Genomic DNA, 15353 nt, shown 5'->3' on the forward strand with positions numbered 1-15353 from the left:
CCAGTCGGTGAACAAGTCACAGCGGCCGCACGAGTCGGCTCGCGAAAGCGTGGGCGACGCGATAGCCGAGTGAGGCATACAACGCGCGGGCGGCCGAGTTGTCGGCGTACATCCCCAGGGTGGCGACGCCGTCGGCCGCCACGCAGCCCCGGGTGAGGTTCGCTGTCATCGCTCGACCTAGTCCCTCGCCGCGGTGTTCGGGGTGCGTGACGATCCCGGTCAGGACACCATGACCAGTTTGACTGCGGTGCAAAGCGGCTGCGCCGACCAGGGCGGACTCGTGCCGCGCGCCCACCCATCGCTCGGTACGATCGGTGCCCGGCTCGGACTCTGCCGTCGGGTTGCCTAATTCGTTGAGCCGGGTGATCTCTTCGGCGTCGGCAGCATCGTCCAACTCGATGAGCCGGTCCTCGACGGGCGTACGCGCCGGCAGAGAATCGCTCCACAGCCAGTCCCAGTTACCGCCGGTCCCGACCCGGAAGTGGTGGTGCAGGCTCGGTTCCCGGTGTCGCTCCACCGAGATCGCCGCCACGCGCGGTGCCCAGGGTTGCTCGCGGGCCACCCAATCCAGCAGCTGTGCGGCGTCGGAGTCATCCGGCCCGATGACGCACGCGCGTGGCGGCCGAAGCGAGAAGTGTGGAACCAAGCGCATCGCCAAAGCGCTCCCGTGCCGGTACGCCGTCTCGCCGGCCTGCAGGGCCGCGTCGTAGAGGACGAACGGGTCGTTGTTGCTTGCTGCGGCGAGCGCGCGTTGATCAGTGATTGTTTCCGGACGCACCCGCAGATCGAATCAGATGCGGCCGGCTAGTCGATGGTCGGCTGGTCCCAGGTGATGATGATGTAACTCTGGCTGCCGGCGGTGAAGGTGATGCGCTGCGGGACCAGGCTGTGGCTGTCCCCGTAGTCCGGCACGACGTCGTAGGCCAAGTCCTCACACTGCTCAAGCGCAGTCACGACCGCAGTATCGATCTCCTGCTTGGCCCGAGCCGCGCCTTGCCCGGCCGTCACGATGTTCCGAATGTCTTCGGCGCCGCCGAAGATGGGGGACACGAGGTAGATCCGCTCCAGCTGTCCGGCATTGACCAGCCGTTCGACATCGTCGGGCTCGATGACGTCGGCGTACTCGGACCCATTGCGCAGGTCGAACATGCTCGTCGTGCTCGAGTCCTCAGCCTCCTCGGCTGGGTCGGCACTTGCGATCACATTGTCGAACATTTGAGTCCTCGGCTCCGGGGATGACGCATCGGTATGTACGTCGGGCTCTCACTCCACCAGACCACGTGTCGAGGCAGGACACAAACTCGCGGGGCGGGCGACGTAGCGTAGAGCGGGTGACTGACGACCTGTTCTCATCAGCGCGCCGCGACGCCTCGAGCGGGCCGAATCCAGGGGATTCGAGTCACGGGCCGCTGGCCGTGCGGATGCGCCCACGAAGCCTCGAGGAAGTACGCGGACAAGCGGACGTCCTGCGTGCGGGCAGTCCGTTGCGACGGCTCGTGGAGGGCGCCAAGGGCAGCGCTGGACCCATCTCAGCCATCTTGTGGGGACCACCGGGCACCGGGAAGACGACGTTGGCTCACCTGGTCGCCACCGCATCCGATCGCGCCTTCGTCGAGATGTCGGCCATCAACGCCGGCGTGAAAGACGTCCGTTCTGTCATGGATCAGGCAGCACGGGATAGAGATCTGTATGGGCGCCAAACGGTGCTCTTCCTCGATGAGATCCATCGGTTCTCCAAAGCCCAACAGGATGCGTTGCTTCCTGGTGTCGAGAACCGCCTGGTCGTGCTCGTGGCAGCTACGACGGAAAACCCGTCGTTCAGCGTGATCGCGCCGTTGCTGTCGCGCTCGATCATGGTGCGGCTGACGTCATTGACCGACGAAGACGTGGCGTCCCTGATCGATGCTGCGGTCAGCGATGAGCGTGGCCTCGGAGGACGGTTCGCGCTGAGTGACGAGGCGCGCAACCACCTAGTCCGGATGGCCGGCGGCGATGCGAGGTCTGCGCTGACGGCACTCGAGGCCGCCGCTGGAGTAGCCGAGGACGTGGCGCCGGGTGAGTCCTCAACTCAGGACGGCATCCCGATTGGCGTCGAGCAGGTCGAACAAGCCGTCGCGATCGCGGCGGTGCGCTATGACCGCGCCGGTGACCAGCATTACGACATCGCCAGTGCCTTGATCAAGTCGATGCGGGGCAGCGATGTTGACGCGGCCTTGCATTACCTGGCGCGCATGCTGGAGGCGGGGGAGGACGCCCGATTCATCGCTCGACGGATCGTGATTGCCGCGAGCGAAGATGTCGGGATGGCCGACCCGACCGCGCTGCAAACGGCTGTGGCGGCGATGCACGCAGTGGCCCAGATCGGGATGCCAGAGGCGCGGATAGTCCTCGCGCAGGCGGTCGTACACAACGCGATTGCACCCAAGTCCAACGCGTCGTACGCCGCGATCAACGCCGCGATTGCTGACGTCCGAGATGGCCGTGGGGGCGCGGTGCCCGCCCATCTACGCGACGCCCACTATGCCGGGGCATCGACACTCGGACATGGCGGCGGCTACCAATACAGCCACGACCAGCCCGGTGGTGTCGGAACACAACAGTTCCTTCCGGATGACCTGCACGACACGGCCGACTACTACCAGCCGACCGATCGCGGCTGGGAAGAGCGAATTGGTCCACGCTGGGCGCAAGTCCGCAGGACGATTCACGGCGGTTCACCCCAGATCGCGGAAGATAACGATTGAGTGACCTAGATCGCAGATGTCCCTCGATTCGGACGAGCGCTGTGGCAAAGTTGCGACGTCGGTCACCCTTCGAGGGTGCCGACGTCTGTCCATGTTTGTGAAACTGGCCCCTGGTGGTCAGTCTCGACGGTCCACGGAGGCCACATTGAGTGGAGTCGCCCCTGGCGATGCGGCAATTCTCGCCGAGGAGACCCCCGGCGGAGAGCAGCCCGAGAGTCAAGCTCCCCGCGAAGGTCGGTCCCCCTCGCAGATTGCGATTGAGCGGCTGCGCACGGACATTGTCGCGATGGTCAGCCTCGGCGTCATCATCTTTTTTGTCATCGTTGCGGTTGGCGCTCCGTTGTGGACTTCGCTCCTCGGGGTGGACGATCAACAGCATCAGGAACTCCTCGACATCAACACAGGTATCGGGCTAACGCAGATGAGCGCGGCGCACCCGTTTGGCGTGGAGGCTGGCAGCGGCGTCGACTTGTTCTACAAGTGGGCTTATGGAGCCCGGCCAAGTCTGGTGATTGGGATCCTGGCCGCCGGCGCGTCAGTCGTCATCGGTGCGATACTCGGTCTATTGGCCGGGTTCTTCGGGGGCTGGACCGATCGGGTGATCCAGTGGCTTATCGACTTCTTCCTCGCCTTGCCGTTCCTCCTGATGGCGATCGGCATCATCCCCATCGCGATCCTCCGTTTCGGCGGAGCCGACAGCATTGGCTTTATTGAACCAGAGACCGAGGCGAAAATTCGTTTCGCGGCGGTGGTCCTGGTGCTGGCACTGTTCGGGTGGACGACCGTCGCCCGCCTGGTCCGCGGTGAAGTGCTTTCACTGCGTGAGCGCGAGTTCGTGCAGGCGTCCAAGGCGCTAGGTGCCTCATCGTCCCGGGTGCTCTTCAAGGAGATGCTGCCCAATCTGGTCAGCCCCATTCTGGTCAACCTGACCATCCTGATCCCTGCCTACATCTCGGCCGAGGCTGGTTTGTCCTTCCTGGGAGTCGGTCTACAACCACCGACCTACTCCTGGGGTCAGACCATTGCCTCTGCCGAGTCCTACTTCGAGGCCTATCCGATTTGGCTCTGGGTGCCTGCGGGATCCGTGGCGATTCTGGTGCTGGCGCTGAGCCTGTTCGGCGACGCGGTCTCGGATGCCTTCAACCCGCAAACCCGGCGATAACGGCCCAGACACGAATGTCCATTTCAGTGCACCTAACCCTGTAGTTCCCGAACAAACTCTCGCGCATCGGACCGAGAGAACCTCAGAAGGAGATCACCATGCGTTGGACCAAGGTTGCGGCCTTTGCCGTCACCGGAACACTCGCTCTCGCGGCCTGCGGCGGCGGCGGAGATAGTGATAAGACCGGAGGATCTGGCAATTCCGGAAACGACGGTGAGGATTTCACGAAGGTGCCGGCGAGCGCTGCGTTTAAGCCCGACGCCAAGGGACCAGCGCCGGCGCCTGACGGCGCGAAGAAGGGGGGCACGCTGACGCTGAATGTCGAAACCGTGCCAGGCAACATGGATCCTTCCACGCAGTACTACTCCGACACGGGCATGATTCACCGGCTCCTGACTCGCCGCCTGACCACCTACAAGATGGAAGGCAAGAAGTCGGTGCTGGTGCCCGACATGGCTACCGACCTCGGTCGTCAGTCGGAGGATGGACTGACCTGGGAGTTCACCCTCAAGAAGGGTCTGAAGTACGACGACGGCACGCCGATCAAGGCCTCCGACGTCGAGTACTCAGTGAAGCGAGCCTTTGCGACCGAAGAGATGCCCGGTGGTCCGACCTTCCAGCTCGAGTACCTCAAGGGAGGTCAGGACAAGGACGGTAAGCAGACCTATCTAGGCCCGTACAAGCAGCCCGACGCGAAGTTCCCTGGCATCGAGTCGGACGACAAGGCCGGAAAGCTCACCTTCCACCTGACCAAGCCCATGGAGACATTCCCGTATCTCGCGGCGTTTACGATGTTCGGCGCCATTCCGAAGGACAAGGACACGAAGTCCGGCACCGACTACGAGAAAAACCCGGTTAACACCGGCCCGTACAAGGTCGACAAGTACGCCGAGGGCTCTTCGCTGAAGTTGTCGAAGAACACTAACTGGGACCCTAAGACTGACCCAGCGCGCAACCAGTTCCCGGACAAGATCAATCTGAATTTCGGGCGCCCCCAGGCACAGACCGCCAAGTCGATTTTCGCCGACAACGGTCCGGACCAGACGACCCTGTCCTACGACGGCGTCGACCCCTCCATTATCAAGCAGGCGCTTGGCGGGCAGAAGAGCCAGGTGGCGACCGGCCCGGACTCGTGCAACCAGTGGAGCTACTCCACGATGGACACGCAGATGATCCCGTTGGAGGTGCGCAAGGCTGTGGCCATGGCCTGGCCGACCCAGCAGATCCGGCTCGCTGGGAGTCTGACCGAGTTTGACGTGGCTCCCGGTGGCACCATCTCGGCGCCGCAGGTGCCCGGCTTCAAGAAGTACAGTTTGCCTGAGGGCCTGAACGGCCAGGGCTCAGGCAACCCCGACAAGGCCAAAGCCATGTTGAGCAAGGCGGGCAAGGCGGGCTTCGAGTTGTCCTTCTACTACGTCAATGACGACGACCAGGCCGTGAAGTCCTACCAGGCCAAGAAGCAGGGTTTGGAGAAGGCCGGCTTTAAGGTCAAGGGGATTGGGGTCAAGCAATCCCAGATCCGCGACAAGATTAAAGACCCTAAGGCCAAGGTCAACATGGGCAAGGGCGTAGCGACTGGCTGGTGCTACGACTGGCCAGCCGGCGACTCGATCTACCCGCCGCTGTTCAAGAGCAGCCTTCCGACCAATGGAGGCGTCGGCAACATCAAGGACAAGGCCCTGGACAAGAAGATGTCCAAGATCGCGGCCATGCCGATTGCCGAGCAGGGCGCCGAGTGGACCAAGCTCGACAAGGAAATTATGACGACGTACGTCCCGCTGGTTCCGATGTTCTATGCCAAGCAGGCCAATATCTTCGGTTCCAAGGTGAACAACGTGGTGCTCGACCCCAACGGTGGAACAGCACTAGAGAACATCTGGGTCGGCTGATCAGATTCGGTGGCGGTGGCTTCGCCGAGACATCTCAGGAAGCCGCCGCCACCGACTTGATTGCCAGCATCTGACCTATCTTCTGCCAGTGGGAGCCAGAACCCGTGCTTGTCTACATCTTTCGCCGTCTGCTGCTCGGTATCTCCGTGATGTTCGGGGTGATCGTGGTGACGTTCTCCATCTTTTTCCTCGGACCGAACGATCCCGCAGGTGCCATTTGTGGGGAGCAGTGCACGGCCGAGCGCTATGAGTCAGTCGTCAAGAGCCTTGGCTTGGACAAGCCCAAGACCGAGCAGTTCACGACATACACCAAGGGCTTGTTCGTCGGCACCGAGACCGAAGTGCGCAAGTGCGACGCGCCGTGCCTGGGCTGGTCTTACATCCAGAACCGCCCGGTCACTGACATGGTGCTCGAGGCGCTCCCGGTCACGACCTCGCTCATCGCGGGAGGTGTGATTGTCTATGTCAGCATCGCGCTCCTGTTTGGAGTCCTGGCCGCTCGACATCGGGCGACCTGGATAGACCGCACGATCGTGACGGTGAGCCAGTTGATTGGCTCGGTTCCTTACTTCGTGATCGCTCTGCTCTTCTATCTCTATGTGATGGTGATCTGGGGTGTGTTGCCCCGGCCCGAATATTCGCCGATCTCCGACGGCCCAATCCAATGGGCTATCGGAATGTCCGGGGTCTGGCTATTCTGGGGCGGCGTGGCGTCGTGCAGTTACATTCGATATGTGCGTGCCTCCATGATCGACACCCAAAATCAAGACTATGTGCGAACGGCGAGATCCAAGGGCCTGTCTGAGCGAACGATCTCAGTCAAGCACGCTCTGCGTGCCGCGATCGCGCCGTTTGTGACCTTGGTCGGATTGAACGTCGGACTGGAATTTGCCGGATCGATCTTCACCGAAACAATCTTCAACATCAACGGCATGGGCAATCTCGCCATCGATTCCTTTAATACGGGCGACCTGCCCGTCATCGCTGGCGTAGTGCTGGTCGGCGCGTTCTTCGTTGTGACCCTGAACCTCATCGTTGACCTGCTATACGGAGTGGTGGACCCCCGCGTGAAGCTGTCATGAGCACGGCATACGAAACCCAGCCGACGGTTCCCTCGGCGGGCGAAACAGTTCTTCAGGTTAAAGACCTTACGGTTCAGTTCCCCACGGCCGATGGCTTGGTGAGTGCGGTGAACGGTCTGTCGTACGAGGTTCAGCTGGGAAAAACCCTCGCCATCGTTGGTGAGTCTGGGTCAGGCAAGAGCGTGTCCAGCATGGCCGTCATGGGACTGCACGATCCGAAGAAGACCTTGATGAGTGGGTCGATCAATCTTGATGGCACCGAATTGGTCGGCGCGGCGCCGGATGTCATCCGTAAGGCACGCAGCAAAACAGTGTCGATGATCTTCCAGGATCCGCAAAGCTCGTTCCACCCGTTTAAGAAGATCGGCCCGCAATTGGCGGAGGCCTACCGAGTCCACAACAAGGTGTCCAAAGACGTTGCCATGAAGCGCGTCATTGAGATGCTCGATCGGGTCGGTATTCCGAGCCCGGACAGGCGTGCCAAGCAGTACCCGCACGAGTTCTCCGGCGGAATGCGCCAGCGCGCGATGATCGCGCTAGGGCTGATCAATGACCCCAAGTTGCTGATCGCGGACGAGCCTACGACTGCACTCGATGTCACCGTTCAGGCACAGATTCTTGACCTGATGTCGGACCTGCAGAAGGAGTTTGGCTCGGCCATCATCCTGATCACCCACGACTTGGCCGTCGTGGCCGAGGTCGCGGACGACGTGCTGGTGATGTACGGCGGGCGGTGCGTCGAGTACGGCACTGCCCACGAGGTCCTTGCCAATCCGCGGCACCCATACAGTTGGGGTCTGCTTGGTTCGGTCCCAAAACTGTCTGCCCAAGGCGGCGACCTGCAGACGATTCCCGGCTTGCCGCCATCCTTGATCAACCTGCCGACTGGTTGCTCGTTCCACCCCCGGTGCGCGTTTAAGGATCGGGTGGGCGAATCTTGCTCCACCACCCTGCCGGATCTCGTGGTGGCGCCGGGCGACCAGTCCCGCCGAACACGCTGCCATCTGGCCGACCCTGCGGAGATCTTCGATCACGAGATCGCCGCGACGCTGGAGTGAGGAACGCCAACATGACACACGACGAGAATCTGCCGCATGACGCTGACCACGCGGCATCGGCTCACTCCGAGACCATCGTGCACCCGCGCCGCGGTGGCGATCGTAAGCCTCTGCTGGAGGTGAAGGACCTCGTCAAGCACTTCCCGATCAAGGAGTTTGACGGGCTGTTGCCGACTAAACAGACGGTGCGTGCGGTGGACGGAGTGTCCTTCGACGTCGCGCCCGGCGAGACGCTCGGTCTGGTCGGAGAATCCGGCTGCGGTAAGACGACGACCGGTCGGATGATCACCCGACTCATGGAGCCGACGTCAGGCTCGGTGATATTCGATGGTCAAGAGATCGCGCACGCCAAAGAGCGCACGTTACGGCCGTTGCGTCGAGACTTGCAGTTCATTTTCCAGGACCCGTACCAGTCGTTGAATCCGCGGCAGACCGTCAGCAGCATCATCAGCACCCCACTGGAGATCCACAACCTTGTGCCGAAAAACAGGCGTAAGGCGCGTGTTCAGGAATTGCTCGAATTGGTCGGACTTAATCCTGAGCACGTGAACCGTTACCCCAACGAGTTCTCCGGTGGTCAGCGTCAGCGCATCGGTATCGCCCGGGCCCTCGCCGTGGAGCCGCGGATGATTGTGGCGGACGAGCCGGTGTCGGCACTGGATGTGTCGATTCAGGCGCAGGTGATGAACCTCCTGGAGAAGTTGCGCAAGGAGTTTGACCTCGCGTTCGTCTTCGTGGCTCACGACCTGGGTGTCGTACGCCACTTCTGCGACCGAGTCGCCGTCATGTACCTCGGCAAGATCATGGAGGTCGGTGACCGAGAAGACATCTACGACCAACCACAGCATCCCTACACTCAGGCGCTGTTGTCTGCGGCACCGGACATTAATGTCGTCCGGGGTGCCGAACCCGGCGAACGGATCAGGCTTGAAGGCGACCTGCCCAGCCCGATTAACCCGCCGAGCGGGTGCCGATTCCGGACACGTTGTTGGAAGGCGCAGGAGATTTGCGCCACCGAGGAGCCCGTGCTGGAGGAGAAGACCGGCGGCAAGCAGCTGCACCAGATCGCCTGCCACTTCGCCGAGAAGAAGACCGAGTTGGTCGCCCACATCTAAGCGTGTCCAAGCCCAAACCGCCGGTCGAGACCAAGCCCCGCAACGCCGGTCGACACCAAGCCCCACAACGCCGGTCGAGTAGGTCGAGGCGCTAGCCGAGGCCGTATCGAGTCCGAGCCCTCAACGCCGGTCGAGTAGGTCGAGGCGCTAGCCGAGGCCGTATCGAGATTGTTGTTTGCCTGTGGGCCTCGACTCGGCTGGACCGGCGGGTGGTGTGGCGCTGGTCGAGTCCAAGCCCTCAACGCTGGTCGAGTAGGTCGAGGCGTTAGCCGAGGCCGTATCGAGACCGATGTTTGCCCGGGGGGGTCTCGACTCGGCTCGCGCTGGGGCGTGCGGCTCGACCGGCGGGAGGTATGGCACCAGCTGGCTCGACCGGCTGATTGGTCACGGCTCACCGCGGTCGCGACCGCTTACGCGCAAGTTTCGGAAGGTCACCAAAACGGCCTTCGATGAGCGCCTCACGCTTCGCTCGGCTCCAGCCCTGAATCTTCTTCTCCATCGCGTACGCCTCGGCGACGCTTGCGTACTCCTGAGACCACACCAGCTCGATAGGTAGACGGCGAGCGGTGTATTTCGCGCCGTGTCCGCTGGCGTGCTGGTCCAGTCGGGTCTGAAGGCTCCTGGTGCTCCCGACGTAGTACGTGCCGTCACCGCACCGAAGCATGTATACCGAAGGCATGTCGTCAGAGTGCGACATGTTCTCGACGGTGTCGCGCTATCCCGGAGTGCCTGTGCACAGATCTTGCTTGGTGTGGGTCCCTGTGGATAGGTGTTTGGGTGGTCTCGATACGCCCTCGGCTAGCGCCTCGGTCTACTCGACCGGCGTGGTGGGGCAGCGCCTCGGTCTACTCGACCGGCGTGGTGTGGCAGCGCCTCGGCCTACTCGACCGGCGTGGTGGGCTTGGTCTCGATACGGCCTCGGCTAGCGCCTCGGTCTACTCGACCGGCGTGGTGGGGGCTCGGGGGGATATGGCATTAGGGTTGGGCGCGCTGCCTTGTTCGCTGCTCTACCCAAAGGAATGCCCCATGGAGACCGCTGAGATCCGCCGTCGCTGGCTGCGCTACTTCGAGCAGCACGGGCACGCCGTGGTTCCCAGCGCTCCGCTCATCTATGACGACCCGAACCTGTTGTTCGTCAACGCGGGCATGGTGCCGTTCAAGCCGTACTTGCTTGGCCAGCAGACTCCGCAATGGAAGCGCGCGACGAGCGTTCAGAAGTGCGTACGCACCGGGGACATCGAGGAGGTCGGCAAGACCTCCCGGCACGGCACGTTCTTTCAGATGAACGGCAACTTCTCCTTTGGCGACTACTTCAAAGAGGGCGCGATCACCCTCGCGTGGGGCTTGATCACCACGCCACAGTCTGAGGGTGGGTACGGCCTAGACCCCGAACGCATCTGGCCGACGGTCTTCCGCGAGGACGACGAGGCCTACGCGATCTGGCGCGACGTTATTGGCATCCCTGAAGAGCGCATTACTCGCCGCGACGAGGAAGACAACTACTGGAGTATGGGTGTGCCCGGACCTGGCGGTCCCTCCTCAGAACTGTTCTACGACCGTGGGCCGGAGTACGGTGCCGAGGGTGGTCCGGCGGTCGATGAGGACCGCTACATGGAGTTCTGGAACCTGGTGTTCATGCAGGACGAACTGTCAGCGGTGCGTTCGAAATCTGACTTTGACGTGCAGGGCCCCCTGCCCGCGAAAAACATCGACACCGGCATGGGCCTGGAGCGGATGGCCTGCCTGCTGCAGGGCGTCGACAACCTCTATGAGATCGACGAGGTCTTCCCGGTGCTGGACCGGGCGGCTGAACTCACCGGCAAGGATTACGGCGCGCTCTCCCAGGCCGACGCGGCGCACAGCCACCCCGACGACGTCCACCTGCGCGTTGTAGCCGACCACATTCGTTCCTCGCTGATGCTGATCGGCGACGGCGTGACGCCAGGCAACGAGGGCCGCGGCTACGTGCTGCGCCGCATGCTGCGTCGTGCGGTGCGAGCCATGCGACTCCTTGGTTACGACAAGCCAGCGTTGCCGGAGCTCTTCCCGATCAGCATTGAGCGGATGAGTCAGTCCTACCCGGAGCTGGAGGCGGACGCGGCCCGCATCAAGCAGATCGCCTACGCCGAGGAAGAAGCCTTCCGCCGCACTCTCGCGCAGGGCACGACGATCCTGGACTCAGCGGTATCCCGGGCCAAAACCGCTGCAGGAGGCGCGACGCCATCCCTCGCGGGGGACCAGGCCTTCGCCCTGCACGACACCTACGGATTCCCTATCGACCTCACCTTGGAGATGGCCGCCGAGCAGGGGGTCAAAGTCGACGAAGACGGTTTCCGCCGGTTGATGACCGAGCAGCGAGAGCGCGCCAAGGCTGACGCCAAGTCGAAGAAGTCCGGCCACGCAGACACTCACGTCTGGAAAGACCTGCGCGGCAAGGGCGCGACCGAGTTCCTCGCCTACGACGCGCTCGACTGCGAGGCAACAGTCACCGGCCTGGTGCTCGACGGAACGCAGGTCAACGAACTGCAGCCGGGCCAGAGCGGGCAGGTCATCCTGGACCGCACCACCTTCTATGCCGAATCCGGCGGGCAGATCGCCGACGACGGCATCATCGTCACGCCCCAGGGTCGCCTGCGCGTCCGCGATGTGCAGCGTCCGGTCAAGGGCCTCATTGCCCACACGGTGGAGGCGCTCGACGGCCCGGTGAGCATGGGCGACCTGGTGCAAGCCCAGGTCGATTCAGAGTGGCGCGTGTCGGCCTGCCAGGCACACTCAGGCACCCACGTCGTCCACGCGGCCCTGCGCCAGGTGCTTGGCCCGTCCGCGCTTCAGTCCGGCTCCTACAACAAGCCGGGCTACCTGAGGCTCGACTTTGCCTGGAATTCCGGGCTGTCCAGCGATACCCGTAGCGAGATCGAAGAAGTCGCCAACCTCGCGGTCCGGCAAGACCTTCCGGTCGCGGCGGCCTATATGACCCTCCCGGAAGCCAAGGACCTTGGCGCGTTGGCGCTGTTCGGAGAGACCTACGACGAGCAGGTCCGCGTCGTCGAGATCGGTGGCGAATGGTCACGAGAGCTGTGCGGTGGCACGCACGTGGCCCACTCCTCGCAGGTCGGAGCGCTCAGCCTGACAGGGGAGTCCTCCGTTGGCTCCGGCGTACGTCGGCTCGAAGCCTTCGTCGGCATGGAGGCATTGCGCTATCTCGCCAAAGAACGTGCGCTGGTCACCGAACTCAGCCAGTTGGTCAAGGCCCAACCTGCCGAGCTCAAGGACCGAGTCGCGGAGTTGCTCGAACGAGTCAAGGAGGCGGAGCGGGCCCTCAACCAGCTGCGTCAGCAGCAGGTGCTCGCCCAAGCGGGAAGCCTCATCGACCAGGCCCGTGACCTCAATGGCGTCCGTTTCGTCGCGCACGATGGCGGCGCGCTGGACGCGGGAGACGTCCGCACTCTCGCTCTGGATCTGCGAGGACGACTGGGTGACGAGTCGCCAAGCGTCGTGGCTGTCACCGGAGGCGGCGAGCGCCCGGTCGTGGTGATCGCCACCAACGATCAAGCTCGCGGACGAGGAGTCAAGGCGGGGGACCTGGTGAAGGTCGCCGCGCAGACTCTCGGCGGTGGCGGCGGCGGCAAGCCCGACCTTGCCCAGGGTGGCGGCAGCGATCCGAGCAAGCGTGGGCTCGCCCTAGAGCAGGTCGAGCAGACTATTCGCGACATCGTTCGCTGAGCCGCGGATGAGACGTGGAATCCGACTGGGGGTAGATGTTGGCCAGGCCCGCGTGGGCCTGGCGGCATCGGATCCCGACGGGATTCTCGCGACCCCAGTCGAGACGGTTGCTCGTGATCGCGACGGCCGCAAAGACATCCGGCATATCGCGCAGATTGCTCGAGACCGCGACGCCATCGAGATTCTGGTCGGGCTCCCCATCGGCCTGTCCGGCCGGGAAGGCGAGGCGGCGGACGGGGCACGTGCCTGGGCCCGCGAGTTGAAGAAGGAACTGGCGTCGACCGGGGTACGGTTGGTGGACGAACGCCTCACCACGGTGGATGCGCATCGATCACTGCGCGACAGCGGACTACGGATGCACGAGCATCGTGCGCACATTGATCAGCAGGCAGCTGTGCTCATTCTGCAAGTCGCGCTTGACTCCGAGCGCCTCACCGGACAGCCTGCCGGTGAATTAGTCGGCGGACGAAAGCCGCGTACGAAGCGTTCAGCCCACCCGAAAGGTGAGGAATGAAAGACCCGCATCTCGAAGATTCGCTCTTCGGGGATGAGCCCGAGCGGCGGCCAGAGCATGCCGCTGCGCAGCCACCACCGCGCAATCGCCGAGAGCACCGCGAGCATGTCGACTACGGTGACCCGTTCGATGAGGAGCCTCGTCAGCCCCGACGGTGGATCCCGATCGTTATTGCGCTCGCCTTGGTGGTGGGCGGCGGTGGGATCGCGTTGAAGACCCTCGGGTTGGGTGTGCCGTCGCTGAGTCTCGGATCCAGTGACGAAGGCGACTACTCGGGCGAGGGCCACGGCAGCGCTGAGGTCAAAGTCAGTAAAGGCGATACCGGGTATGACATTGGCGCGAGCCTCGCGGATGCGGGAGTCGTGAAATCCGCGTCCACATTCGCGGCGGTGTTCGGCGCCGACCCGGAGGCGGCGAAGGTCCGACCAGGCACCTACGCGATGCGCAAGGAAATGAGTTCGTCGTCAGCGCTGGCACTCATGCTGGACCCGTCCAGCCGCCAGAACGGCGGCGTGACCATCCCGGAGGGCCTGTGGGCTTCGGAGATTTTTGAGCGTCTGTCGAAGGCGACCGGACAACCGGTCGCGGACTACAAGAAGGTGAAGTCCGCCGACTTGGGCTTGCCCGCGGGCGCCGAAGGCAATATGGAGGGCTATCTCTTTCCCTCAACCTACGAGTTCTCCGACGACGAAAGCGCCAGCGATCAGTTGAAGCGGATGGTCACGGAGTTTGAGAAGCAAGTCAAACCCCTGGGCATCAGCCCCGCAGAGATGCATAGGACGGTCACGATCGCCAGCATCGTGCAGTCGGAGTCTCCTGGTGGCCAGGACGACGACAAGGTCGCACGGGTGATCCTCAACCGTATGCAGGACGGCGGCGAGACGGCCGGCAAGCTGCAGATGGATTCCTCCATCCATTTCGCCTTGAAGAAGCGCGGCACGATTACCACCTCAGACCAGGATCGGGCGGTCAAGAGCCCGTACAACACCTATGAGGAACAGGGTTTGCCTCCCGGTCCGATTAGCAACCCCGGACTGGCGGCGCTCAAGGCGGCGTCGAACCCTGCAGAGGGGGACTGGATCTATTTCGTCACAGTCAACCCGGAGACGGGCCAGACGAAGTTCGCGACGGACAAGAACGGCCATGATGCGAACGTGCGGGAGTTCCAAGCCTGGTGCAAGAAGAACGACGGAAAGTGCTGATGGCGCGGTCGCGAGCGGCCGTGTTGGGCTCACCCATCGAGCACAGCCTGTCACCTGTTCTCCATCGAGCGGCCTACGCCGAGCGTGGTCTGCACGACTGGGCGTATTCCTCCCATGACGTGAAGGTGCCAGAGCTTCGCGACTTTTTGCTCAGCCTGGGTCCGCACTGGCGCGGCCTATCGATCACCATGCCCCTTAAGGAGGAGGCATTGATGGTGGCCGAGCAGGCCAGCCCGACCGCCTTGCAAGTCGGCGCGGCGAACACCTTGATCCGCCGAAATGACGGTGGCTGGGATGCGGAAAATACCGACGTTCACGGTGCCACCGCTGCGCTGGCCGGTGCGTTCGCCACCACCTCGAAACCGATCACTAGCGCCGCGGTCATCGGGTCTGGTGCCACGGCGCGGGCGGTGCTCGCCGGGTTGCATCACCTGAACGTGCAGGCGGTGACCTTCGTTGTCCGCAAGGGCGTACGCGAGAGCACTAGGGCGCAAGCACTGGATCACGGATTCTCCCTGAACTCAGTCAATTTCACCGATCCGGTGGGTGATTGGGCGCAGGCCGATGTACTGGTCAACACCACACCCAGCGGAGCTGCTACTCCGTTGGCTGCGGCGCTTGAGCAGACACAGGCACCATCGGGCCAGGTCGTGCTGGATTGTTCTTACGCCGATTGGCCCACGGATTTCGCCCAGGCGTGCGAACAGCGCGGGTCGACTGTGGTCTCCGGTGTGGAGATGCTGGTGCACCAGGCCGCGGCCCAGTTTGAGTTGATGACGGGTCTTCAAGCCCCGGTGGAGGCCATGCAAACCGCGGGCCGAGCGGCATTGTCGGCTGACCGCGCGTGAGCCTCCTGAGCCTCGA

The 15353-nt window shown here is 63.3% G+C and carries 13 protein-coding genes; 10 read left to right on the plus strand and 3 right to left on the minus strand.

Going from position 1 to position 15353, the window contains the following annotated elements:
• Positions 1-16 precede the first annotated feature (16 nt).
• Together F562_RS0104205 and F562_RS0104210 are read right to left on the minus strand one after the other, a co-directional pair.
• A complete protein-coding gene (locus F562_RS0104205; protein ID WP_018155681.1) occupies positions 17-778 on the minus strand; it encodes a GNAT family N-acetyltransferase in 762 nt (253 codons plus the stop codon).
• A gap of 26 nt (positions 779-804) precedes the next feature.
• Entirely contained in the window at positions 805-1215 is a 411-nt protein-coding gene (locus F562_RS0104210; RefSeq protein WP_018155682.1) for a DNA/RNA non-specific endonuclease, read from the minus strand.
• 116 nt (positions 1216-1331) lie between these two features.
• Between F562_RS0104210 and F562_RS0104215 the strand changes: the two genes are divergently transcribed.
• From F562_RS0104215 to F562_RS0104240, 6 genes are all read left to right on the plus strand, one after another.
• Positions 1332-2744, plus strand: a complete 1413-nt coding sequence (locus F562_RS0104215; protein ID WP_026180988.1) for a replication-associated recombination protein A — start codon at positions 1332-1334, stop codon at positions 2742-2744.
• A 145-nt stretch (positions 2745-2889) separates the two neighbouring features.
• Entirely contained in the window at positions 2890-3906 is a 1017-nt protein-coding gene (locus F562_RS0104220; RefSeq protein WP_245553611.1) for an ABC transporter permease, read from the plus strand.
• A 98-nt stretch (positions 3907-4004) separates the two neighbouring features.
• Positions 4005-5795: an ABC transporter substrate-binding protein gene (locus F562_RS0104225; RefSeq protein WP_018155685.1), complete on the plus strand. Its 1791-nt coding sequence runs from the start codon at positions 4005-4007 to the stop codon at positions 5793-5795.
• A 104-nt stretch (positions 5796-5899) separates the two neighbouring features.
• On the plus strand, positions 5900-6877 hold the full coding sequence (locus F562_RS0104230) for an ABC transporter permease (protein ID WP_018155686.1): 978 nt from the start codon (positions 5900-5902) through the stop codon (positions 6875-6877).
• Positions 6874-7935: an ABC transporter ATP-binding protein gene (locus F562_RS0104235; RefSeq protein ID WP_018155687.1), complete on the plus strand. Its 1062-nt coding sequence runs from the start codon at positions 6874-6876 to the stop codon at positions 7933-7935. Before F562_RS0104230 ends, F562_RS0104235 begins: the two co-directional genes overlap by 4 nt.
• Positions 7936-7946: 11 nt before the next feature.
• Positions 7947-9050, plus strand: coding sequence for an ABC transporter ATP-binding protein (locus F562_RS0104240; protein ID WP_018155688.1), 1104 nt, complete (start codon positions 7947-7949; stop codon positions 9048-9050).
• A 391-nt stretch (positions 9051-9441) separates the two neighbouring features.
• On the opposite strand, the gene F562_RS0104245 is transcribed toward F562_RS0104240, so the two are convergent.
• A complete protein-coding gene (locus F562_RS0104245; protein WP_018155689.1) occupies positions 9442-9747 on the minus strand; it encodes a GIY-YIG nuclease family protein in 306 nt (101 codons plus the stop codon).
• A 329-nt stretch (positions 9748-10076) separates the two neighbouring features.
• Between F562_RS0104245 and alaS the strand changes: the two genes are divergently transcribed.
• From alaS to F562_RS0104265, 4 genes are read left to right on the plus strand one after another with little or no spacing between them, the layout of a single operon-like run.
• Positions 10077-12773, plus strand: a complete 2697-nt coding sequence (alaS, locus tag F562_RS0104250) for an alanine--tRNA ligase (RefSeq protein ID WP_018155690.1) — start codon at positions 10077-10079, stop codon at positions 12771-12773.
• Positions 12774-12780: 7 nt separating this feature from the next.
• Complete coding sequence (gene ruvX, locus F562_RS0104255) at positions 12781-13287, plus strand: Holliday junction resolvase RuvX (RefSeq protein WP_026180989.1); 507 nt, start codon at positions 12781-12783, stop codon at positions 13285-13287.
• Positions 13284-14489: an endolytic transglycosylase MltG gene (gene mltG, locus F562_RS0104260; RefSeq protein WP_018155692.1), complete on the plus strand. Its 1206-nt coding sequence runs from the start codon at positions 13284-13286 to the stop codon at positions 14487-14489. The genes ruvX and mltG overlap by 4 nt, the downstream gene beginning before the upstream one ends.
• Positions 14489-15337, plus strand: a complete 849-nt coding sequence (locus tag F562_RS0104265) for a shikimate dehydrogenase (protein WP_026180990.1) — start codon at positions 14489-14491, stop codon at positions 15335-15337. Before mltG ends, F562_RS0104265 begins: the two co-directional genes overlap by 1 nt.
• Positions 15338-15353 lie beyond the last annotated feature (16 nt).

Source organism: Demetria terragena DSM 11295, from assembly GCF_000376825.1.
GTDB classification, from domain to species: Bacteria; Actinomycetota; Actinomycetes; order Actinomycetales; family Dermatophilaceae; genus Demetria; species Demetria terragena.